The following is a 15,134-nucleotide window of genomic DNA, read 5'->3' as shown; positions in this document are numbered from 1 at the left end:
TTATAACTCCTGTCTCAAATGAATTTCGGTATTTTTACTTGAGGAGCAATCAATTTTGTTATCTAACTCTAAAGAAATGACGTTTTCTGTAATGCTAACGTTAAAACAGCCTATGCCGGAAAGGGTTTCTGTTTTTACATCGTTAGTATATTTAATTAATTCCTTTTTTTGCTGATTACCTTCTAAAACATATTTAACATTTCTATTATCGGGGAATGTTAATTTAAGTTGATATCTACCAATTTCTACATCTTTTGAGCGTCGAATGTCCTTTGTAATAACTTTTAGAGCATATGAAATATTAAATAAATCTCCTGTTTCTTCTGTTTGTTGTTTATTTTGATTTGCACTAGAATTAATAATACTGAAAATAAAGATAGCGATAATAGAGGTGATTACTAAAGCGGCAAGAACTTCAACTAAAGTCATGCCCCGATTCCTTTTTATTAAATATTTCATCAATTAATTCCCCCAACGGAAAATAGTTTCCATTACTACTGAAGTGGTACTATTATCTTTCGGTACACTTACAATAACATTAACTAAATTATTATTAGGATATTGGGTATTTGCAGCTAATTCAATCCAATCACTTTCATCATATATAAGAATCCCGTTATCATTTTCATTGGTTAATACAAATCTTTTACAATCTATTCCACAGTCGATATCATCTTTATAGGTAAAATTTTTATTTACATTACTTAACTCAATAACTTTGTTTGCAGGGTTGTTGAGCCAGAAAGCATTTCGATTTGAAATAAACCCGTAAAGCTCTTCCATTTCCTGCTGGGCAATATATGTAGCATCTACAATGGATTCAGAAGCAACATGTGTTTTTTTAGACTGTATAAAAAAACTAAAAAAAGATAATAAAATAATCGTAATCAAAACAATGGAAGCCACTACTTCCACTAACGAAACACCACGTTCTTCCTTCAAGAATCTCACCGTATCCCTCCTCTTTTCTCATAGATTTAAATTAATGAATAAATAACGGTAAATATGCTATTCGAATTATATATGTAAATATGAATAAATGAAACAATATAGGTAAATAGAAATATTTAAAAATAAAATTAATAATTTAACAAAAAATTCATAGTCATAAAGTAATCTGTCGTGTATTATAATAGTATCATAAATAGAGATTTGGTAAAAGTGATAAAAATTAGTACATAAAACAAGGTATACAAGATAATATATTGAATTAGTTATAATATCTTCCATAACCTTTTTGTATAAAATAAGTATATAAATTTTGTTTATTCTTCATATATCATATCAATATATTTTAGTAGTTACATAGACCTTATTCATTATACTGGTTAAATTAGAGCGATTATACGGAGTGAGCAAATGAAAATTATCTTTAGGTCAATAATCCCATCAACTTTAGCGGCAGTTCTATTATCAATTTGGATTCCAAACTTTATAGCAAGTTCCATTGCATCGGCCGATAATAATGCGGTTGGTTCAACTATTGGTGGTATAGAAACAGGTGATTTGAAGGGTGAGGAATTAAAAGCCATACTGACAGAGGCTGTCAATGACTGGTATGCCCAAAACCTGACTGTTACTGGTGGGGGGACTTCCATCGAAGTGAGCTCTTCCACATTCCAGTTCGATATCGAAAGTACAGTCGCGAATTATGAGAATCAAGTTCATAAGTCCTGGTTTGCCTTCTGGGAAGAGACACCGACTGTACATCTTCCTTTAACTGTTTTCCCTAGTGAGACGGTGAAAAACGAGATTAGTAATGTTTCATCTTGGGATACGGAGGCGACGTATAGCAGTGTCGAATTGAATGCTGCGTATTTAAAAACAGCTCCTGTTGAAGCGGTAGTCACTGATTTAACGGTTCTCGAAACAGACAGGATTTCGCTGTCGATTGAACCAATGCCGGAAGGGGCTATGGGGATTAATGAGCTCGTTATTGCTTTGCATGAAACGGTAATAGAGCCGCAAATGGTATTTTCGATGATTGAAAAGCTTGGAGATACGATTAACTTGGCAAACCGCGAAGCCATTAATTTTGTCGCCTCGAGTTTATATAATGCCGCACTGAATAGCAATGCGGAAATTGTAGAGCGTCATTCGCAAAATACAATCCCTTCCTATTTAAAGCCTGGCTTGGAAGCGAAAGTGGACCTACTTGCAAATGAGGATCTGAAATTCGTAAATGCTTCATCCCATCCCATCGTTCTGAAATTGACAATGGAGGAAGGGAATCTAAAGACTGAAGTATATACACCGGCAAAGGAAACGGAAGTAGATATCACGGTATCAAGGGATGAAGAGATTCAGCCCCGCACAATTACACGTTACTCAGCAGATTTGGCAATTGGACAGAATGAACAAATACAGGAAGGTGCAAAAGGTTTACGCGTCTCGGTATATCGTACGGCATTTGATGAGCAGAAGCTCGTAAGCCGAGACTATTACCCGCCTGTTGACCGGATTATCGTGAAATCTTCCAGAAAGCCGGTAGTGCAGCCATCATCAGAGAGCTTAAACAACGACCCAGCCTATCAGGTAGATTTAGATGGGGACGGTTTCCCGAATGCTGACACGACAAACGGAAATGGAGAAACGAACGATTCACAAAACACTGGATCAACCACATCAAGTAGCGGGACTCAAAATAAGAATTCGGACGCATCAAATAATTCCGCGGAAGGCGATGCAGAAGAAGACCTTCCACCTGGAAGCTATTACGATAAAGGCGGAAATTTAATCACTCCAAAATAAGGGGGGACGTAGATATGAAGGCGAAATCGAGAAAACGTTTAGGAGACTTGCTTTTAGAGTCGCGCGTTATAACCGAATCACAGCTAACTTATGCACTTGAAAATAAAAGCCGGGACGAAAAGCTCGGGGACTTCTTCATTAAAGAGAACATCCTGACGGAACAGCAGCTCATTGAAGTACTGGAGTTTCAGCTAGGTATTCCGCATATCACTTTAAGTAACCATGTTATCGCGCCGGAACTGCTGCAGCTTGTACCGAGGGAACTGGCGAAGCGTACGAATATTATGCCGGTGCGTCGGGATAAAAATAAGCTGCTCATAGCAATGGCAGACCCGATGGATTATTTTGCTATAGAAGAAGTACGGATGGCAACGGGTTGTCAAATTGAAACAAGTATTGCAGCGAAGGATGATCTGTACCGGACCATTACAAAATACTATGATCTGCAGGCTTCGATGGATGCAGCGTTAACTGAAATAGAAGTGAACACACCGGAAGTACAGCAGGAAATTACCGATGAAGATTCGGCTATCGTACGGCTTGTAAACCAGATCATTAATAACGGAGTTGCGCAGCGTGCATCCGATATTCATTTTGACCCTCATGAGACCGAATACAGAATACGGTATCGTGTCGACGGAGTGCTTCGAACAGAGCGTTCTCTTCCAAAGTATATGCAGAATATGATGACTGCCCGTGTAAAAATTATGGGCGGACTGAATATTACGGAAAACCGGATTCCGCAGGATGGGCGGTTTAAAGTTAATATTGAATTTAAAAATGTTGATATTCGCCTTTCTACATTACCGACTGTATATGGTGAGAAAATCGTTATGCGTATTTTGGATATAAGCAATGCCGCAACTGACATAGCACATCTTGGGTTTACGAAAAATAACGAAGCAATTTTCAGGAAGATGATTGGGAAACCGAATGGTATTGTGCTAATTACTGGCCCTACAGGTTCAGGTAAATCTTCTACGTTATATGCAGCACTGTCGAACTTAAATAATGAAGGCGTCAATATTATTACGGTTGAGGATCCGGTTGAATACCAGTTAAACGGTGTCAACCAGATTCAAGTGAAAGAAGAAGTCGGTTTAACGTTCGCAGCGGGATTACGTTCGATTTTGCGTCAGGATCCGGACATTATCATGATCGGGGAAATCCGGGATCTAGAAACCGCGCAAATCTCGATTCGTGCATCGTTAACAGGGCACCTTGTATTAAGTACATTGCATACAAACAGTGCGATTGAATCGGTATCCAGACTGCAGGATATGGGAATAGAACCGTTTCTCATTTCTTCTTCCCTAGTTGGAATAATGGCGCAGCGACTTGTACGTCAAATTTGTCGGGACTGTACGACAGAAATAGAGCCAACAATCCGGGAAAGACAAATTTTTGCGAACAACGGATTGGAAGTTAATAAGATACGAAAAGGCCGCGGGTGTGCAGCTTGCGGAAACACGGGCTATCGCGGGCGACTTGCTATTCACGAATTACTGCCTGTTGACCGCGGATTAAAAGATCTCATTTTAAACGGTGCAAGTAGCTATGAAATTGGCGATTATATGCAAAATGCCGGACATAACACATTACTGCAGGACGGGTTAATGAAAGTGCTGGCCGGAGTCACGACGACAGAAGAAGTGCTGCGTGTGGCCACGATTGATTAGGGGGAATGGACATGACATTGACTATACAGGAATTACTGCAGCGTGCGTATGATGAAAAAGCATCCGATTTACATGTCACTACCGGCATCCCTCCTGTTTATCGTGTAAATGGTCAATTAAAGCAGTATGGCGATGTAATTGTAACGGCAGAAATGATTGAGCAAATGGTGATAGACCTAATACCTGCCTACAAAGCAAGGGAATTCGAGGAAAAGGGTGAAACGGATTTCAATTATTCATTGGAAGATCTTTGCCGATTCCGTGTAAATGCGTACCATCAGCGAAATGTCGGGGCAATCGCTGCTCGTCTCATTCCGAGTCAGATCCCGTCAATTGAATCATTGAATATGCCAAAAGTGCTGTACGATTTGGCTGAAAAACCTCAAGGGCTCATTTTAGTAACGGGTCCAACAGGTTCAGGTAAATCAACAACGCTCGCAGCAATGATTGACTATATTAATGAAACAAAATCAAAGCATATCATTACGCTGGAAGATCCGATTGAATATTTGCATTCACATAAAAAATCGGTAGTGAATCAGCGGGAAGTCGGAATTGATACCGGCTCATTTGCGAATGGCCTGCGTGCATCACTCCGTCAAGATCCGGATATTATTCTAGTTGGGGAAATGCGAGATTTAGAGACTATTTCTACAGCGATTACAGCAGCGGAAACAGGTCACTTAGTATTTGCTACACTCCATACATCAAGTGCACCGACGACAATTGACCGGATTATCGATGTGTTTCCGCCGCATCAGCAAGGGCAGATTCGAATACAATTGGCAAATGTATTGCAAGGAATTATTTCACAGCGATTATTCATTCGAAAAGATAAAGCGGGTCGGGTTGCCGCAACAGAAATTCTGGTAAGTATTCCAGCTGTCACAAATTTGATACGAAATGAAAAAATTCATCAAATCCCAAGTGTGATGCAGACAAACCGAGCATTAGGGATGCATACATTAGAGACATCCATACAGGCGCTTGTTTCTTCGGGAAAAGTTTCGTTGGAGGAAGTACGGCCCTATTTGAATGTGGGTGATTACAGTTGACCGTATTTAAATATGTAGGACGAACAAAAATGGGAGCGACGCAAAAAGGGACGGTTGATGCAGCGAATAAAGCAGCCGCCATTTTAAAGCTTCGTGAAAAGGGCATAAACCCTCGTGAAATAGAAGAATCGAAAAGTCTATTACATATGGAAGTCAGCCTAGGCAGCAAAAAAGTAAAAACACAGGATTTTGTTATTTACTGCCGTCAGTTTGCGACACTGATCCGCGCGGGTGTATCACTTGTTGAAGCGACCGATATTTTAGCTAAGCAGGCAACGAGCAAGCCGCTGAGAAGGGCACTTGAAGCGGTGGAAGAGGATATTCGTTCAGGTATTCCATTTTCGGATGCGGTAAGGAAGCATCCGAAAGCTTTTCCCGAGCTGTTCGTCAATATGATGCGGTCAGGTGAAGCGACAGGGAATATCGACGATACGCTGGAGCGCCTGGCGAACTCGTACGAAAAGTCCTTCCGCTTAATCAAAAAAGTGCAATCGACGTTGACATACCCTGCGATGCTTTTAGTCATGATCGTAGTTGTTGTATTTTTTATGCTGATCTTTATTGTCCCGACGTTTGTTGAGTCTTTTGAATCGATGGATGCCGAACTTCCGACTTTAACGGTATGGACAGTAGCGTTAGGGGAGTGGCTGAGACAATATTGGTGGCTGCCGATTGGTGCCACAGCAATTGGCGGGTTTCTATTCCAGTACTTGTACCGGAATAATAAACAGTTTCATTACAACGTCCATTATATGATGCTGAAGATGCCGATATTTGGTCCGCTTTTGCAGAAAACCGCGATTGCAAGATTGACGCGCAATTTATCATCACTATTTAGCAGTGCGGTACCAATTTTGCAGGCATTGACAATTTCACAGAAAGTGTCCGGAAATCCCGTTGTAGGAAAAGTGGTACTCGATGCACGGACAAGCCTAGAAAAAGGGAGTACGTTAACGGAGCCGCTTGAAAAGAGCTGGATTTTCCCGCCGATGGTAACGAGTATGACGAGAATTGGTGAGTCTACAGGGTCTCTTGATTATATGCTGGAGAAGATTGCAGATTTTTATGAAGAGGAAGTAGACAGAAATGTCGATACTTTAAAATCTCTAATTGAACCATTAATGATTGTGATATTAGCAGGTGCAGTTGGTCTTATCGTAGCGGCAATTTTCTTACCGATGTTCAGTCTTTATGAACAAATGTAAACGGAAAAATTAAACGGCGTTTTGCAAGGAGGCATCGAAGCAATACAAAGCGTCAGTGCAAAAATAAAATCGAAACAAAATATAAAGGAGGAAGTAATATGTTTATTACATTAAAAAAACGTATTAAAAATGAAAAAGGTTTATCTTTAGTTGAGCTTTTAGCAGTAATTGTTATCTTAGCGATTGTAGCGGCAATTGCAATTCCAGCTATTGGGAATATAATAGATAATTCTCGTATAAAGGGAATAAAAGCAGATGTAGCAAATATTGTTAGTGCTGCTCAGATTTACTATGCAGATACTGGAACAACAACTGGATTTGTTGTGAATGGGTCTAATGGAGTTGGAGACAAATATGTAAACCTAGGGAGCGCTAGTGTTACTACTCCGGTAGCAGTTGATTCTACGGGTAAGATGACAGCGGGAGTAATAACTAAAAGTGGTAAAACGTTGACTATTTCTGGAACAACTACTTTAGAGGAACTTAAAATAGATGATAGTAATGTGACTGCTGTAGAGGGAAAATGGAAAATTGAGAACAAAAAATAACCTATTGACGATCTTAAATAATCATCCCCCAAAGAACACCCAACCCAACAGCGCTTGGGTGTTCCATTGAGTGATGATTGCGCCATCTAAACAGGCGCTTCTCAAAAAAGGCATTACATTAAAGGTTAAAGGGGAGGGTCCCTCTATGTTCAATATGAAAAGAAAATCGCATGTATCCATTGTCATTAGTGATTATGTAATGCGTGCACTCGTTTTAAAAGGCGCAACAGTGGATCAGCCCGTTATTTATGAAACGCCCTTACCGAAAACTGCGGTTCAAGAAGGGGTTATTCTCGATGAAATGGCGATGTATGAACTGATTAAAGCAAATGTGCAAAACTGGGGCGGAAGAAAGCAAAATGTGCGCTTCCTTGTGCCGGATACATCGATTTTATTAAAAACATTCGAACATCCTGCTGATATCAGCGGTAAAAACCTGAAGGAATATGTGCAGATGGAAGTGGGTCAGTCGATTCATCTGCCGTTTCAGGAGCCCCTTATTGATATACATGACTCGATTGAAGGGGATGGGAAGGCTGTTTTATTTGCCGCACCGCCTGATGAGGTCGGGAAGATGATCGGCCTCCTATTGGACAACCATTTGCATCCGCAAGTGGCTGATATTCGGGCGCTATGTAATTTAAGGTTGCTTGAACATATCCAGTTCATCGATACGAACCGTACATATTTGGTGACGGACTGGTTAATCAATGAATTGTCGATTTGCATTTATTCTAACGGGGAAGTAGAGTTTCTGCGATTCCAGACGATTGATACGAATCCGGACAACTGGCAGCAACATGTTGTTGAAAATGGCGAGGTTGAATTTAACTATACAGCTAATTTGGATGATTTCCGTACAGCCACTACAGATCAGGTATTGGAAATCGACCGTATGATGAACTTCTTTAAATTCTCTCTCCATAAAGGTGAAAGAGAAGTTGATGAAATCGTCGTTATGGGAGATCATCCGTTACTGCAGTCAATTGAGGCACTGTTGAATGAAAATCTGCCGACACCGGTAAGCATTGTCAATGATAAAGTAATCAACGAGCATTTTCCGAACTGCAAAGCAAAGCATGCGACTTTGCTCGGACTTGCTTTAAAGGAGGTTAACGAATGATTCCGGATATTAACCTTCTGCCTAAAATCGAAAAAGGTGCGACGAGTTTAAAGTTAGCCTTTATTTTAGTTGGGATTTTATCGATATTAACAATAGGCTTGCTGGCAATCACTTATTTCAGTGCGAAAAGCGAAATTGCAAGTGCCGTACCGGAACGTGATTCGTTATTGGTGACAAGAGACACATTAAATGCCGAAGTAGCTTCATCGCAAACAGGGAGTAAAGGTTCATTGGAAGAATCGGTTGCTTTTGTGGAGCGTGTTTCATATCGCGTCTCGCCGATTATCATCGAGACGCGAAATTTATTACCGACAGATACATATTTACGTTCTTATGGATTTTCTGAGACAGGCGTACAAGTAGCGGTTGATTTCGAGACATTGAATGCTATCTCAACCTATGTAAGCCAGCTGGAAAAAAGCCCGTATTTTAGTGATGTTCAAGTGGGGACAATTCAAAACTTTGAACTTAACCCTACTGATGAAGAGATTAATGATACACAGCAATTCACGGAAGTACCGCGATATAGCGTGGAAATTTTCCTTGTAATTGATCAATTGCACGTAGCTGCTGGAGGTGAAGAGTAATGAATTCCATCTCAAGTAGTAAAAACGGGACACTCCTCATTGTAATTGCATTGGCGATGGCTTTGCTGTTTGCAATGTATTACTATATCGTCAAACCAAAGCAGGATGAAGAACAGATGATTCGTTCTGAGATCAACAGCCTTCATAACGAAATTGCGGTTCTGGAGGAAACAATAGCAACAGACCAGTCACAGCAGTCCGAGACGAATGCAAACGAATTTGCTTTACGTAAAAAAGTACCGGATAACCGGGAAATTGACGAACTGATTTTATCCATTGAAGAAATACAATATATAACAGATTCGCGTATTCAAAGCATCGAGTTCAACAACTATAATGCTCTCGTATCCAGTTCAGGGCTTCAAGATCCGCTTTCTGTACCGGAAACGGAAGAAGGGACAGCAACTGAATCAACAGAGAGTGCTGACCAAACGGAGGACGCGGAAGTTTCAGAGGAATTGCCCGTTTCCACAATCGCTGTAGAAACATTGCCGCCTTCACTGAAGTTCGTTACATTTAACATCAATGTTGCTGCGCCAAATGATGTAAACTTGCTGCAGTTCATTGAAGAAATTGAAAACAAAGAACGCGTCATGCGGATTGACATTATTAATTTCGCGCTTCCGGGTGAAGAAGACAAATTTACAGAAGAAGCATCAGAAATCGTAACAGCCGATATTCAAGTTACTACTTTCTACTACGAGTAGGCATTTATTCGAATATATAATTGTGTAAAAATTAAAAGTCACTGCCTCTGTTCTAAGTTGTTGCATAGTGTCCCCTTTGAAAGTGAGGATTAAAATGCATTTGAGGATTATAGACTCACGATTGAGGATTAAGATACCGTTATTGAGGATTAATCTGTATCAAGTGAGGATAATCTGCCCCAAACTGAGGATTAAGTTTCTCATGGGGAGCTGAGTTGACACTAGAAAGCGTCCGACCCAAAATGGAAATCAACCACTTGATATATAGCAGGTACAAGTAAGGAGCATCTAAAATGGAGATTATGTATACAATATTTGCGGGAATATTTGGTTTGGTATTCGGCTCGTTTTACAATGTAGTCGGATTACGGGTACCGAAAAAAGAGTCGATTGTGACACCGCCATCTCACTGTGTCCATTGCAATCGACGTTTAAGCGCTTTTGAACTCGTACCTGTTTTTTCGTACATATTTTTACGAGGAAAATGCCGAACATGCGGTGTGAAAGTATCGCCGATTTACGCTTTTACCGAGCTTGTAACAGGACTGCTGTTTGCATTTGCTACATGGCAGCTCGGCATCACATGGGAATTGGCAGTAGCTTTATTGTTTATTTCGCTATTGGTCATTATCAATGTTTCGGATATTGCGTACATGCTTATTCCGGATAAAATATTATTGTTTTTCCTGCCGTTGCTAATTATTGGAAGAATTCTTTCGCCGCTTGACCCATGGTGGGATAGTATTGCTGGCGCAGCAATCGGATTTTCAATTCTACTATTAATCGCAATCATTTCTAAAGGTGGAATGGGCGGCGGAGATATTAAGCTGTTTTTACTGATCGGTTTGGTATTAGGAACATTCAATACGTTATTAACCTTATTTTTAGCTTCAGTGATCGGGATGATTGTCGGAATCGTCATTTTGAAAATCCGTGGGAAAGGGCGCAAAACCCCTGTACCGTTCGGACCATCAATTGCTATTGCCGCAATCATTGTTTATTTTTACGGTGACCAGCTCATTGATATGTATTTAAATTTATTATAATAAAAAGGGGTGTCCTGAAACTATTTTCGGGGCATCCCTTTAAATATGACTTAATAATCTAATATGATTTTCTCAAATGGGTGATTAGTTAGAAGCTCATGTGTTGCAAGTTCCACTACTTTTTCCACAGTATCTCCTAAAACTAATATGCGGTAATTGCCAAAATCATTATAATAGGCATCTGCTTCAACGTATTTAGTAGTTTCATTCTGTATATTTCTGCGAATATTTACGACGATTTCATAACCATCCTTTACAAATTGGATTTTTTTCAATAAAAACAACCTCCTCAACAATAGTTTATTACCGGCTAAAAGTAATTGACTAAACTTGTTGGAAGGTTGTGTAGGATCGTTAAAAATTATTCAGCATTTGGATAAATCATCGTTTTTGGATCAACGTAACGCTCAAATTCCTCTTCAGTTAAAAGCCCTGATGCGATGGCCGCATCTTTTAATGTTGTGCCTTCTTTATGCGCCGTTTTTGCGATTTTCGCCGCATTTTCATAACCGATATACGGGTTTAACGCAGTAACAAGCATTAATGAATTTTTCAGGTTAGCGTCCAATACTTCCATATTCGGCTCGATACCGACTGCGCAATTGTCGTTGAACGATTTCATCGAATCGGCCAACAGACGTGCTGATTGCAGGAAGTTGTATATGATTACTGGCTTGAATACATTCAATTCAAAGTTCCCTTGTGAAGCTGCGAAAGCGATTGTTGCGTCATTGCCGACAACTTGTGTCACGACCATTGTCATCGCTTCACTTTGTGTCGGGTTTACTTTACCTGGCATAATTGATGAACCTGGTTCGTTTTCAGGAATTGTAATCTCACCGATACCCGAGCGCGGACCACTTGCCAGCCAGCGTACATCATTGGCAATCTTCATTAAATCCGCCGCCAATGCTTTTAATGCACCGTGTGCTGTCACAACTTCATCATGACTTGTCAGTGCATGGAATTTATTTTCCGCAGATGTGAATTCAATGCCTGTTAGTTTGCTGATTTCTGCAGCTGTACGTGCACCGAATTCCGGATGGGCGTTAATGCCTGTACCAACTGCAGTACCGCCAATCGCAAGCTCCTTCATGAACTGCGTGTTCACCATAATCATTTTTTCGCATTTTAACAGCATATGGTGCCAGCCGCCAATTTCCTGACCAAGTGTAAGCGGTGTTGCATCCTGTAAATGCGTACGACCGATTTTAATAATATCGTTAAACGCTAGCGCTTTTTCTTTCAATGTCGCCTGTAACAGCTTTAAGCGCGGCATTAAGTAGTTCTCTACGATTTCGACTGCAGCAATATGTAGCGCAGTAGGGAATGTGTCATTCGAGCTTTGTGATTTGTTGACGTCATCGTTTGGATGAACTTTTTCATCCGAGCCGGCTACCGTCAGCTTTTCATTCGCCAAGTGGGCAATCGTCTCGTTCACATTCATGTTTGTCTGTGTACCACTGCCTGTTTGCCAAACGACAAGAGGGAAGTGTTCATCCCATTTGCCAGCAAGAATTTCATCGGCTGCTTCCACAATCGCATTTTTTTTCACATCGGACAGCTTGCCCAAATTATTATTGGCGATGGCCGCTGCTTTTTTCAAAATAGTCATGGCACGAATAATTTCGATTGGCATTCTTTCTGTGCCAATTTGGAAGTTTTCCTTGCTTCGCTGTGTTTGTGCACCCCAAATTTTATCTGCTGGTACACGAATTTCACCTAAAGTGTCTTTTTCAATGCGGAATTCCAACTAAATCATCTCCTTTAATATATGTATACCCAAATTTTCATGAAAAAATGGCAAATCGTGTGAGGGGATTTGCCATTCTTTCAGGAGAAAAGATAAATCCTTTTATCTTTTCGAAATATGAGAAAAGTAATTAATGAGTTTCGAATCTGAACTGGGGGGAACAGTATCGAAAAGGTTTTACTAACCTTACAATGATAATGATAATCTTTATCAATTAGAAAGTCAATACTTTTATTAAACAAATTTTTAGAAAATTCTATTTGCTGAATCTCCCAATATGTAAAACAACGCCGAAAGCACCGAACCAAATAGGATACTTTAGACGTTGTTGTTTTTGGTATTCACTTAGGAAGTCATCCCCTTAATTTTGTTAAACTATTTTTACATAAAAATCGCGACCGTTTGTCAGTTCAGGAATTTCTATATTTTTTTCGTTCTTATAATAGTCTGAAATAATATTTGCAAGACCCGCATAGCCATTTAATAATGTTCCTTGCTTAATCTCTTTAGCGATATTATGGAACTCAAAATAGTGAAGCGCATCATCGCTCAACCCGTATAAAATTCTTTCGATATCTGCAAGGGGAATGTTGATGCCTCTAGTATATCGGCACTCACGTTTATACGTATGGTGCGCGATATTAATTGGTGTTGTTTCATTAATCATCGTCAATTGGTTCATAATGTGGCCTCCTTGAATAGTAAAATATAATTTGTTTAATATATTATACCCCAAAACGAACGGCTGTAATCAGAATATTTACTAAATTTAGACATTTGCATATTTTTTACCAATCATCTCCTTGCTGCATTTCCTCAGCCACCATTTGTAAATCATAAGCATTGATCATCAACATCTCATATTCATCATGCTGTTCCATATACTTTTGGATGAGGCTAAGCACATATTTTGGGGACCCTTCATTTTCTTCATCGTAGACGAGCAATGTCGCATCCGTGTTATCGATAATAAACTTGTCCTTTTCGATAAACTGCCATGGAGCTTCATAAGGGCGCTTCGTCACGCTTGTCACAAAATCGGCCTTACTTACTATATGCATATAGGTCTCTTGTTTATGCTCATTCCAATTCTTTTCCTGTTCCAAGAATGGGGTGATAATGGAGTATTTGAGTTCCGGGTAGTTGTTTTTAAGTTCAAGTACAACTTGTGCCGCCCATGTTTCAACACCTTGCTGGCCGCTGATCACGACCCATTCTAGCCCATCTTCTATAAGAATGCGCAGCTGGTTTTCCAGTGCCTTTTTAATAACCGGGACACCAGGATGTTTGTCATTAAATATCCCCAGTTCATGTGGACGGTAGCCTGTAATATAAAGTGATTTCATCATAAGTCTCCTTTGCTTAACCATCAATAAAATAAGGGCACTATGCATAACACAGCGCCCTCTTAATATACTATTTATTCACTAAAAACATCTTTAATCTGCTCGATTGCCCAATCTAAGTCTTCTTTTGAAATGATTAAAGGTGGGGCGAAGCGGATTACTGTGTCATGTGTTTCTTTGCAAAGTAATTTACGTTCTGCCAGCTTTTCGCAGTAGGGACGAGCTGATTCGTGTAGCTCAACGCCTATGAAAAGACCGCGCCCGCGCACTTCTTTGATCACCGGGTTCTCAATTGTCTGAAGCTGTGCTTTAAAGTAGTCGCCAAGCTCCAATGAACGCTCTGTCAGCTTTTCATCTATTAATACATCAATCGCTGCAATCGATACGGCACATGCCAGCGGGTTACCGCCGAAAGTCGAGCCGTGTGAACCTGGATTGAAAACACCAAGGATATCTTCATTTGCGACAACTGCGGAAATCGGATAAACACCGCCGCCTAGCGCTTTACCTAAAATATAGACGTCTGGTGTAACATCTTCCCATTCGCAGGCAAACAGTTTTCCTGTCCGTGATAAACCTGTTTGGATTTCATCTGCAATAAACAGAACATTATTTTCTTTACATAGTTCAAACGCTGCTTTTAAGAAGCCTTCTGTCGGGATAATTATACCTGCTTCTCCCTGGATCGGCTCGACGATAAATGCCGCTGTATTCGGTGTAATGGCTTCTTTCAATGCATCAATATCTCCGTAAGGAACTAATGTGAAGCCCTCCAGCATCGGACCGAATCCGCGCTTATATTCCCCTTCCGAGGATAAAGACACAGCACCCATTGTACGACCGTGGAAATTGCCGTTACAGCCAATAATTTGCGCTTTGTTTGCTTCGATGCCTTTTACTTCATATCCCCAGCGACGGGCTGTTTTAATGGCCGTTTCGACAGCTTCAGCGCCTGTATTCATCGGCAGCACCATATTTTTGCCCGTTAGTTTACTGACCTTTTCATACCACACGCCTAATGTCGCACTATGGAAAGCACGTGACGTAAGTGTCACAGCATCTGCCTGATCTTTTAATGCCTGGATAATTTTCGGATGGCGATGACCTTGGTTTAAGGCAGAATACGCGGAAAGCATATCTAAATAACGATTGCCTTCAGGGTCTGTCACCCAAGAACCTTCTGCTTTTTCGATTACGATCGGAAGTGGGTGATAGTTATGCGCCCCGAATTTTTCCGTAGTTGAAATAAGTTGTTCTGATTTTGATTTTGTTGTCATGATGAAATCCTCCTTAAGCAAATTTACTTGTAAAACAGATAAATCCATTGCAAAAGA

Annotated in this window: 16 protein-coding genes; 9 read left to right on the top strand and 7 right to left on the bottom strand. The window is 40.3% G+C overall.

The window, feature by feature from the left end; genetic code table 11:
* Positions 1-459 carry a prepilin-type N-terminal cleavage/methylation domain-containing protein gene (locus tag B5473_RS04700; protein ID WP_079523908.1) on the bottom strand — a complete coding sequence of 153 codons (459 nt, stop codon included), beginning with the start codon at positions 457-459 and terminating at the stop codon, positions 1-3.
* Positions 460-462: 3 nt separating this feature from the next.
* Positions 463-951: a type IV pilus modification PilV family protein gene (locus B5473_RS04695; RefSeq protein WP_079523907.1), complete on the bottom strand. Its 489-nt coding sequence runs from the start codon at positions 949-951 to the stop codon at positions 463-465.
* 408 nt (positions 952-1,359) lie between these two features.
* On the opposite strand from B5473_RS04695, the gene B5473_RS04690 reads away from it, so the two are divergent.
* The 9 genes from B5473_RS04690 to B5473_RS04650 all read left to right on the top strand — a co-directional run bounded on the left by B5473_RS04690 (position 1,360) and on the right by B5473_RS04650 (position 10,701).
* Positions 1,360-2,751, top strand: a complete 1,392-nt coding sequence (locus B5473_RS04690; RefSeq protein ID WP_079523906.1) for a VanW family protein — start codon at positions 1,360-1,362, stop codon at positions 2,749-2,751.
* 14 nt (positions 2,752-2,765) lie between these two features.
* Entirely contained in the window at positions 2,766-4,430 is a 1,665-nt protein-coding gene (locus B5473_RS04685; protein WP_079523905.1) for a GspE/PulE family protein, read from the top strand.
* A gap of 11 nt (positions 4,431-4,441) precedes the next feature.
* Positions 4,442-5,485 carry a type IV pilus twitching motility protein PilT gene (locus B5473_RS04680; RefSeq protein ID WP_079523904.1) on the top strand — a complete coding sequence of 348 codons (1,044 nt, stop codon included), beginning with the start codon at positions 4,442-4,444 and terminating at the stop codon, positions 5,483-5,485.
* Entirely contained in the window at positions 5,482-6,690 is a 1,209-nt protein-coding gene (locus B5473_RS04675; protein WP_176142015.1) for a type II secretion system F family protein, read from the top strand. Before B5473_RS04680 ends, B5473_RS04675 begins: the two co-directional genes overlap by 4 nt.
* A 98-nt stretch (positions 6,691-6,788) precedes the next feature.
* Complete coding sequence (locus B5473_RS04670) at positions 6,789-7,238, top strand: prepilin-type N-terminal cleavage/methylation domain-containing protein (protein WP_079523903.1); 450 nt, start codon at positions 6,789-6,791, stop codon at positions 7,236-7,238.
* Positions 7,239-7,383: 145 nt separating this feature from the next.
* Positions 7,384-8,361 (top strand): type IV pilus biogenesis protein PilM, encoded by a 978-nt coding sequence (gene pilM / locus B5473_RS04665; RefSeq protein ID WP_079523902.1) that lies wholly within the window; start codon positions 7,384-7,386, stop codon positions 8,359-8,361.
* On the top strand, positions 8,358-8,948 hold the full coding sequence (locus B5473_RS04660; protein WP_079523901.1) for a PilN domain-containing protein: 591 nt from the start codon (positions 8,358-8,360) through the stop codon (positions 8,946-8,948). The genes pilM and B5473_RS04660 overlap by 4 nt, the downstream gene beginning before the upstream one ends.
* On the top strand, positions 8,948-9,655 hold the full coding sequence (locus B5473_RS04655; RefSeq protein WP_079523900.1) for a potassium transporter: 708 nt from the start codon (positions 8,948-8,950) through the stop codon (positions 9,653-9,655). The genes B5473_RS04660 and B5473_RS04655 overlap by 1 nt, the downstream gene beginning before the upstream one ends.
* Before the next feature lie 293 nt (positions 9,656-9,948).
* On the top strand, positions 9,949-10,701 hold the full coding sequence (locus B5473_RS04650) for a prepilin peptidase (protein ID WP_079523899.1): 753 nt from the start codon (positions 9,949-9,951) through the stop codon (positions 10,699-10,701).
* Between the two features lie 50 nt (positions 10,702-10,751).
* Here the strand turns inward: B5473_RS04650 and B5473_RS04645 are convergent, their stop codons facing one another.
* From B5473_RS04645 to B5473_RS04625, 5 genes are all read right to left on the bottom strand, one after another.
* A complete protein-coding gene (locus B5473_RS04645) occupies positions 10,752-10,976 on the bottom strand; it encodes a hypothetical protein (RefSeq protein ID WP_079523898.1) in 225 nt (74 codons plus the stop codon).
* A gap of 86 nt (positions 10,977-11,062) precedes the next feature.
* On the bottom strand, positions 11,063-12,454 hold the full coding sequence (gene fumC, locus B5473_RS04640; protein ID WP_079523897.1) for a class II fumarate hydratase: 1,392 nt from the start codon (positions 12,452-12,454) through the stop codon (positions 11,063-11,065).
* 370 nt (positions 12,455-12,824) lie between these two features.
* The gene (locus B5473_RS04635) at positions 12,825-13,136 is read right to left on the bottom strand and encodes a hypothetical protein (protein ID WP_079523896.1); all 312 of its coding nucleotides are present in this window, start codon (positions 13,134-13,136) and stop codon (positions 12,825-12,827) included.
* 106 nt (positions 13,137-13,242) lie between these two features.
* A complete protein-coding gene (locus B5473_RS04630) occupies positions 13,243-13,803 on the bottom strand; it encodes an SLOG family protein (protein WP_079523895.1) in 561 nt (186 codons plus the stop codon).
* A gap of 71 nt (positions 13,804-13,874) precedes the next feature.
* The gene (locus B5473_RS04625) at positions 13,875-15,077 is read right to left on the bottom strand and encodes an ornithine--oxo-acid transaminase (protein ID WP_079523894.1); all 1,203 of its coding nucleotides are present in this window, start codon (positions 15,075-15,077) and stop codon (positions 13,875-13,877) included.
* Positions 15,078-15,134 lie beyond the last annotated feature (57 nt).

This window comes from Solibacillus isronensis, from assembly GCF_900168685.1.
Classification (GTDB): Bacteria; Bacillota; Bacilli; order Bacillales_A; family Planococcaceae; genus Solibacillus; species Solibacillus isronensis_A.
The sequence above is the reverse complement of the archived record's forward strand: the minus strand, read 5'-3'. Positions and strand labels throughout refer to the sequence as shown.